Source organism: Flavobacterium algoris, assembly GCF_048158525.1.
GTDB classification, from domain to species: domain Bacteria; phylum Bacteroidota; class Bacteroidia; order Flavobacteriales; family Flavobacteriaceae; genus Flavobacterium; species Flavobacterium algoris.
On record NZ_JBLNKT010000021.1, the window covers coordinates 59,563 to 66,619 of the forward strand.

Sequence of the window (7,057 nt, forward strand, 5' to 3'; positions counted from 1 at the left end):
TGCAATCTTTTATTTTTTAAAGAAAAAAAATAAAAGGATTTCCACTATTATCGGGGCTAAAATCCAAGTGTTAAAAACGAAAAATATCAACTTAAATAGGCTATTTTTATAGCTTGAAAAAATCAATTTTTAAAATGAAGAAAATACTGTTTACAACACTAATAATGATGAGTCTAAATGCTATGGCACAAAATGTAATGACCCCCGAATTACTTTGGAAACTAGGAAGAGTAACCCCATTAGGTATTTCAAAAGACGGAAAAAATGTAGTTTATAAAGTAGCAACTCCTTCGGTTGAAGAAAATAAATCAAACTCTAAAATTTACATTTTACCCTTAAGTGGCGGAAATCCAACTGAAATAAACGATACCAAAGAAGTTTTAAAAGACAAGAGCATTTCTCCTGACGGAAAGTATATTGTTTATAATGAAGAAGTAAAAATTGACAAGGTTCTAGGGAAAGATTTTTATCCCGCTCTTGAAAAATCAGAAGTTCAAATCTACAATGAACTAGATTATCGCCATTGGGATACTTGGAACGAAGGCAAATTCAACCATGTTTTTTATAAAGAAAACAAAGAAGGCGCCGTTGGAATCGACATTCTGAAAGGAGAGAATTTTGATAGCCCACAAAAACCTTTTGGTGGTGACGAAGATTACATCTGGTCGCCAGACAGTAAAAGCATTTTATATGTCAGCAAGAAAAAAGCAGGTACAGAATATGCTATTTCAACCAATACCAATATTTTCGAATACAATCTGGAAACTGGAAAAACTAGTAACAAAACCGAAGAGAATCTAGGTTATGATACCGCTCCACTATTTTCTCCAACAGGAAATTTGACTTGGTTACAAATGAAACGTGATGGTTACGAATCAGATAAAAATGACATTGTTGTCAGCTTTAAAGGAATGAACATGAACCTGACCGCAAACTGGGACGGAACAGTTGATCATTTTATGTGGAGTAATGATGGTAAAAAAATCTACTTTGTTGCACCAATAGACGGAACGAAACAATTATTTGAAGTTAATTTCCCAGGGCTAACCAAAATTGCAATCAACATCCACCAAATCACTAATGGAGATTTTGATGTCAATGATTTAGTTGGTTTTTCCGGTGATAACATCATCGTTACAAGAGCAGATATGAACCATGCTGCAGAAATTTATTCTTACAATCTGAAGAAAAATACTTGGAAACAACTATCAAATATAAATACAACAACCTATAATTCATTAACGTTAAGCAAAACCGAAAGAAGATATGTAACCACAACCGACGGTAAAAAAATGCTAGTTTGGGTAATCCTCCCGCCTAATTTTGATGCATCAAAAAAATATCCAACACTTTTATTTTGTCAAGGAGGACCACAGGCTCCATTGACACAAGGGTATTCTTTCCGATGGAATTTCCAGTTAATGGCGGCTAACGGCTATATTGTAGTAGCACCAAACCGTCGTGGTATGCAAGGTCATGGAGTGGCTTGGAATGAGCAAATCAGCAAAGACTGGGGTGGACAAGTAATGAACGATTACCTTTCGGCAATTGATGATGTGGCTAAAGAAAAATATGTTGATGCCACTCGTTTAGGATGCGTTGGCGCCAGTTACGGAGGCTATTCGGTATTTTATCTAGCTGGAATCCACAACAACCGATTCAAAACATTCATTGCTCATGATGGTGTTTACAACACTCAAAGCATGTTTGGGACTACTGAAGAAGTTTTTTTTAATAAATGGGATTTTGGTGGTGCTTATTGGGAAAAAGATAATGCTGTTGCACAAAAAGCGTATACTACATTCAACCCAATGACTCTAGTGGAGAAATGGAACAAACCCATTTTAATTATTCAAGGCGGGAAAGATTTTCGTGTACCAATAGGACAAGGACAAGAAGCTTTTCAAGCGGCCCAATTGCGAGGAATAAAAAGTAGATTCCTATATTTTCCAGAAGAAAACCATTGGGTGCTGAAACCTCAAAATGCTCAAATTTGGCAAGGTGAGTTTTTCAAATGGCTGAAAGAAACCTTGTAAATCTATAATTCATATAATTCCAAAAAACCTCGCTTCTTAGTGAGGTTTTTTGTTTTTATGCTAAAACATTCTGAATAACTTAACTTTAAACACTTTTGTAATTTTTATCTTTGAAAGATGAATAGCAAAAAAAGTTACATTCCTATTAAAATTTTTATCAGTTACTTAATTTTGGCTGCTCTATTTGTTGGTGTAGGTTGGTTCTTGTATTCGGAAAGTACCGTTTTTTCGAATACGGAAAGTAAGATTGTCAAAGAAAACAGTAAGATTTTAAAAGTAAGTAATTTACTTTCTAATGTGTATAAAACGGAAAGTTTAGCCCGGATAACGATTCAATCTGATTCTGAGAAGGATTTCAAAAACTATGTCTCTAAAACAGATTCTTTAAAATCAGACATTGATTCATTAAAATTATTGGTCACTACTCCCTATCAAATTATATTATTGGATAGTGTAAAGTTTCTTTTAGCAAAAAAAACTCAAAACATAAAGCAGCTAAAAGCTATAAAAAACAAAACTGACGATGAATTTTCAGTAAAAAAAGCCATTGCCGATTTAACTAAAATGGAAGCTTCGTTAAGAAAACTCCAATTGGAAGATTTTGTAAAATATCCGTCGGCGATGGGAGAATATCAAAGAAATGCACTTAAAAAGTATGTTGCTTATCTCAATCAAAATATTCCTGATGACAGTACAAATACGCTAACCAAAAAAGCCTCTGACTCAATTTTACTAGCTTCTAAAACGTTATTGAATCAAGTTAAAAAAGAGACCGCAAAAAAGAAAGAATCATTAAATTTTGAAGAAGATAAATTGCTTCAAAATGAACTTTCCATATCGGAACAATTAAGAAAGGTGCTAAACATTGTTGAAAGTGAAATTATCAAAAACACGACAAAAAACTATTTTGACAGAGAAAGTTCATTAAAAAAAATCAATCAAATAGTAACCATAACAGCCGCAGTAGGGTTATTATCTACCTTATTTTTCCTGATTTTAATTTTGAATGATTTTTCAAAAACACAATCTTATAAAAAACAACTTGAAGTTGCCAATACCAAAACAAAAAAACTTCTTAAAAACAGGGAACAACTCATCTCTACCGTCAGTCATGATTTAAAAACGCCGTTAAGCACAATCTTGGGCTACACGGAACTTTTAGACCATTCCAATCTAAACAAAAGACAACTCTATTTTGCAAAAAATATCAAAACTTCATCTGAATATATTTCAAAATTAGTTCAGGATTTACTGGATTTCACACAAATTGAAGCCGGTAAAATAACAGTTGAAAATATTCCATTTTTATTAAACGATATCATTTCAGATGTTGCAAAAAGTATCCAATCCATCTATGAACAAAAACCGATAGCGCTTTTAATTGAAACTGATGAGAAATTAAATAATCCTATACTGGGCGATCCGTTCAGATTGAGGCAAATTTTGACTAATCTAATAGGAAATGCCTATAAATTCACGGAAAAAGGATTTATAAAAATTGAAACCAAAATAGATATTGAAAAACATAAAATCAGAATCATAGTTGAAGATTCCGGAATTGGAATAGCTGAAAAAAAGCAACAATTAATTTTCGAAGAATTCACACAAGCAGATAAAAACATCGAAAAACAATATGGAGGAACTGGTTTAGGACTTACAATTTCAAAAAGTATAATTGGAATTTTAGGCGGAAAATTAAGTTTAAAAAGCACTTTAGGAAAAGGCAGTATTTTTGAAATTGAGCTTCCATTACAATTTGATTCCTCTCTAATTAAAGAAAGGGCAATTACAACTCATCCAAAAAATAAATTAACTGCGATTATAGTTGACGATGATATTAATTTATTGAAACTGACTACTGAAATTTTAAAACAAAACAATTACAACGCCATTCCTTTTAACAACGCTGCTGATGCGCTTGAAACAATAAAAACAAGTTCCTTTGATTTTATAATTACCGATATTCAAATGCCGGTAATTGACGGTTTTTTGTTTTTAGAAAAACTAAAAAATGCTACAGCACTAAAATATAAAAACCAACCAATAATCGCTCTTACCGGAAGAACCGATTTAGATTTAGATGTTTATAAAAAAGCTGGATTCACGGAAGTTGTCAAGAAACCTTACCATCCAAAAACACTGCTTACTGTAATAAATTCTATTTTTAATCGCATCGAAAATCAAATTAATACAGACCAACTATTTGAAGAAAGTGATTCAAACAAGCCTTATTCTTTAACATCATTACAATCATTTTTGACCAACGATGACGAAGCTTTGAACGAATTTTTAACGTCATTTATAAAAAGCACGAAGGAAAATTTAATTCAATTAGAAAAGGCTGTTTCAGAAAATAACATTCTGGAAATCAAAGAAATTTCGCATCGAATGTGTCCAATGTTTAGACAAATTCAGGCTCATACGATTATTGGAAAATTAGATGATTTAGAATTGAAAGATCTTGCAATAGAAAGTATCACGACCTATTTTAAAGAATTAAAAAATCAGATTGCTACTATTTTTATGCTTTTAGAAAAAGATTTAAATTAATCAATATTGTATAATTTCAATTTATTATACAGTGTTTTTCTGTTGATTTTAAGCAATCTGGCCGCTTCTGATTTATTATTTTTAGTTTGCTTTAAAGCATCAAGAATAGCTTCTTTTTCGTTTTGAGACAACGAAAAATCATTGGTTTCATTATCAGAATTTTGAAAAAACTCAACAGGAAGTGCTATTTTTTCGATAAAATCCCCTTGCGATAAAAGTGTCGCTCTTTTGATACTGTTCTGAAGTTCTCTTAAATTTCCGGGCCATCTGTAATTTTGAAAAATGGTCACTACTTCTGGAGAAAATCCTATTACTTTTTTATTCAATTCTTGATTTGCTTTTTCGAGGAAAAAATCAGAAAAAATCATCAAATCCTCTTCTCTATCAATCAATGAAGGTGAATGAATAGAAAACTCATTGATTCTATGATACAAATCTTCTCTGAAATCTCCATTTTTAACCGCTTCCCGTAAATCCTCATTGGTAGCAGTAATAATTCTAATGTCAACGTCGATTTCTTTATTGCTCCCAACAGGTTTTATTTTCCTTTCCTGTAAAGCTCGTAGTAGCTGGATTTGATTTTCATATGATAAATTCCCTATCTCGTCCAAAAAAATTGTACCGCCATTTGCGGCCTGGAAATACCCTATTTTATCACCAATAGCTCCTGTAAAAGAACCTTTGATATGTCCAAAAAATTCACTTGCAGCCAATTCCTTTGGTATTGCTCCGCAGTCAACAGCAATAAAATTATTGTCTTTTCTGGAACTTTGTTGATGAATACTTTTTGCAATAACTTCTTTCCCCGTTCCGCTTTCTCCTATAATCAAAACGGACATATTTGTTGGACTCACTAATTCAATGTATTCCGCAAGTTTTTTTGAAGCGGAAGAAATACCTGAAACAAATTTGTTTCCCGATAGTACATTGTTTTTTTTATTTTTTGGAATAACAATTTTTGGAGTATTTTCAGTTGGTGTTTGCAATGCGCTGGAAATAACCAATAAAACTTCTTCAGGATTGAATGGTTTAGAAATATAATCCGAAGCCCCTTTTTTAATTGCTTTGACGGCACTATTCACATCAGAATAACCCGTCATAAGGACGACTGGAATTGTTGGATGTGATTTTTTGAATTCTGTCATTAATTCAATTCCATCATAATTAGGAAGTCTTAAATCCGTAATTATAAGGTCAATTTCTTCATTGTTAATTTTAATTTTTGCATCTTCAGCTGTAAAAGCAGTCGTCACGAGAAATGCTTTTTTTACAAGAAATTTCTCTAACAACTTGCAAAAAGAGACATCATCTTCTATCAATAAAATTTTCGACATGGTTTTTTAACTTTGAATGCTAATATAAAGTTATTAGACCCTAATTTTCATAAAAAATTTATAAAAAAAGAGAGCCTGTAAAAACAATCTCTCTTTTTAAAAACACACTTCCTAAGTTACCCAAACTTATTTTTTAATCCAGTTTCCATTAGCATCCGCATAAACAGTAGCTTTCTGATCACCATTTTTTATTTCTAGTTTGAATTCTTTCTTTTCATTTACAAATGTTTTTTCAATAACTGCTTCTGGATAAGCTGTTTTCAAAGCTATTTGTAATACTTCTGGAACTTCTTCTGCTGTAATTTCTGTATACTTTTCTTCAACAACTTTTGTTATAGTTTCTATTTTTTCTGTTTTTTTGACTGTAGAAGACTGAGCAAAAGTTGATAAACTTCCTAAGACAATTGCTGCTGATAAAATTAACTTTTTCATACTAATGTTTTTTTCTGATTTAAATTTTGTGATATTTCTTAAGACTGTTTAGTAATCCATTTACCTGTAGCATCGGCATAAAGAGCTCCTACTTTTTCACCTACAGTAACTTGCAACTTATATTCTTTCTTTTCATTTACAAATGCTTTGTCAAGTACAGCTGTTGGAAAAGCTTTTTTCAATGCTCCTTTAACAGCATCCGGAAGTTCTTCTGCTTTAATTTCTGTATATTTTTCCTCAACACTTTGAGTAGCTTGAGCAGTTTGAGTAGTTTCTTCTGTTTTTGTAGCCGTAGTTGCTTGTGCAAATGTTGATAAACTTCCTAAAAAGATTGCTGCTGATAAGATTAACTTTTTCATAATGATAGATTTTAAAAATTTATTGTTTTATTGTTATTTAAACTAATGAAATTATCATACCATAGTTACGCACATGAACTGACCAAAACTTAAATCACTGTTTTATAGATGTTTATTAATTATTTAAATGATTTAAAATTAATCAAAGTGTGTATACTCCATTTTAGCCTGTATAATATTTACACACTAATAGCATTTATTCCTCCTTATAGACAAAAAATAGTAGTACAAAAGAGGTTGTCTGAAAAGATAGCCTCTACTTGTTTTAAGGAATACCTGATTTAGCAGAAATTTATTAAAAATTGAAAATATTGCCTTAATAATTGTTCTAAAAGTTTGTTTATTG

At 31.4% G+C, this 7,057-nt stretch carries 5 protein-coding genes; 2 read left to right on the forward strand and 3 right to left on the reverse strand.

The window, feature by feature from the left end; translation table 11 throughout:
* Positions 1-134 precede the first annotated feature (134 nt).
* Positions 135-2,036 (forward strand): S9 family peptidase, encoded by a 1,902-nt coding sequence (locus ACM55I_RS11525; protein WP_416846952.1) that lies wholly within the window; start codon positions 135-137, stop codon positions 2,034-2,036.
* 117 nt (positions 2,037-2,153) lie between these two features.
* Positions 2,154-4,586, forward strand: coding sequence for an ATP-binding response regulator (locus ACM55I_RS11530; RefSeq protein ID WP_416846953.1), 2,433 nt, complete (start codon positions 2,154-2,156; stop codon positions 4,584-4,586).
* Here the strand turns inward: ACM55I_RS11530 and ACM55I_RS11535 are convergent.
* From ACM55I_RS11535 to ACM55I_RS11545, 3 genes are all read right to left on the reverse strand, one after another.
* Positions 4,583-5,920, reverse strand: coding sequence for a sigma-54-dependent transcriptional regulator (locus ACM55I_RS11535; RefSeq protein WP_416846954.1), 1,338 nt, complete (start codon positions 5,918-5,920; stop codon positions 4,583-4,585). The two genes, ACM55I_RS11530 and ACM55I_RS11535, sit on opposite strands and share 4 nt — an antisense overlap.
* 126 nt (positions 5,921-6,046) lie before the next feature.
* On the reverse strand, positions 6,047-6,352 hold the full coding sequence (locus ACM55I_RS11540; RefSeq protein ID WP_416846955.1) for a hypothetical protein: 306 nt from the start codon (positions 6,350-6,352) through the stop codon (positions 6,047-6,049).
* A gap of 38 nt (positions 6,353-6,390) precedes the next feature.
* Positions 6,391-6,711 (reverse strand): hypothetical protein, encoded by a 321-nt coding sequence (locus ACM55I_RS11545; RefSeq protein ID WP_416846956.1) that lies wholly within the window; start codon positions 6,709-6,711, stop codon positions 6,391-6,393.
* Between the last annotated feature and the right edge of the window lie 346 nt (positions 6,712-7,057).